This window comes from Pseudomonas sp. GW821-FHT09H03 (assembly GCF_059415945.1).
Genome location: NZ_JBWKOF010000002.1, coordinates 485251 through 487145 on the forward strand (window position 1 = coordinate 485251; position 1895 = coordinate 487145).

1 protein-coding gene is annotated in these 1895 nt (G+C 62.1%); it reads left to right on the forward strand.

What is annotated here, in order from left to right; translation table 11 throughout:
- The coding region (locus AC07OG_RS04850; protein WP_495066353.1) for a beta strand repeat-containing protein at positions 1-1895 on the forward strand (1895 nt) is incomplete at both ends.

The following is a 1895-nucleotide window of genomic DNA, read 5'->3' on the forward strand; positions in this document are numbered from 1 at the left end:
GTTTATACCTTCACCCCGGCAGCCAACTACAACGGCAGCGTGCCAAGCGTCAGCTACACCGTCACCGACGGTTCCGGCAGTGACGTCACTTCGACCCTGAACATCAACGTCAGTCCGGTCGACGACAGCTTCACCGACGCCAGCGAAAGCGTTACGGTCAGCGAAGACACCGTCGCCACCGGCAACCTGTTGTCGGGTACTTCGAGCGTCGACGGCCCGGTCAGCGTGGTTAACTTCACCATCGGTGATACCACCTACGCCGCTGGCAGCACCGCGACCATCGCCAACGTCGGCACCTTGGTGATCGGAGCCAACGGGGTTTATACCTTCACCCCGGCAGCCAACTACAACGGCAGCGTGCCAAGCGTCAGCTACACCGTCACCGACGGTTCCGGCACTGACGTCACTTCGACCTTGAACATCAACGTTACCCCGGTCGACGATAGCTTCACCGACGCCAGCGAAAGCGTTACGGTCAACGAAGACACCGCGGCTACCGGCAACGTGTTGTCCGGCACTTCGAGCGTCGACGGCCCGGTCAGCGTGGTCAACTTCACCGTCGAAGGCGTCACTGGTACGTTCACCGCCGGCACCACCGCAACCATCGCCAACGTCGGCACCCTGGTCATTGGTGCCGATGGCGCCTACACCTTTACTCCGGCCGCCAACTACAACGGCACGGTGCCAAGCGTGAGCTACACCGTAACCGACGGTTCCGGCACTGACGTCACTTCGACCTTGAACATCAACGTTACCCCGGTCGACGATAGCTTCACCGACGCCAGCGAAAGCGTTACGGTCAACGAAGACACCGCGGCTACCGGCAACGTGTTGTCCGGTACTTCGAGCGTCGATGGCCCGGTCAGCGTGGTCAACTTCACCATCGAAGGCGTCAGTGGCACGTTCACCGCCGGTCAGACAGCCAACATCGCCAACGTCGGCACCCTGGTGATCGGAGCGAACGGTGAATACACCTTCACCCCGGCCGCCAACTACAACGGCAACGTGCCAGGCGTCAGCTACACCGTCACCGACGGCTCCGGCACTGACGTCACCTCGACCTTGAACATCAACGTCACCCCGGTCGACGACAGCTTCACCGATGCCAGCGAAACCGTGACCACCGCCGAAGACGCTCCAGTCACCGGCAGCGTCCTGAGTGGAACGAGCAGCGTCGATGGCCCGGTCAGCGTGGTCAACTTCACCATCGAAGGCGTCACTGGTACGTTCACCGCCGGCAGCACCGCGACCATCGCCAACGTCGGCACCCTGGTCATTGGTGCCGATGGCGCCTACACCTTTACTCCGGCCGCCAACTACAACGGCACGGTGCCAAGCGTGAGCTACACCGTCACCGACGGCTCCGGCACTGACGTCACCTCGACCTTGAACATCAACGTCACCCCGGTCGACGACAGTTTCACCGACGCCAGCGAAACCGTGACCACCGCCGAAGACGCTCCAGTCACCGGCAGCGTCCTTAGCGGAACGAACAGCGTCGACGGCTCGGTCAGCGTGGTCAATTTCACGGTTGACGGCGTCAGTGGGACCTTCACAGCCGGCCAGACCGCCACCATCGCAAACGTCGGCACCCTGGTCATTGGTGCCGATGGCGCGTACACCTTTACTCCGGCCGCCAACTACAACGGCAGCGTGCCAAGCGTCAGCTACACCGTCACCGACGGTTCCGGCACTGACGTCACTTCGACCTTGAACATCAACGTTACCCCGGTCGACGATAGCTTCACCGACGCCAGCGAAACCGTTACGGTCAACGAAGACACCGCGGCTACCGGCAACGTGTTGTCCGGTACTTCGAGCGTCGATGGCCCGGTCAGCGTGGTCAACTTCACCATCGAAGGCGTCAGTGGCACGTTCACCGCCGGTCAGACAGC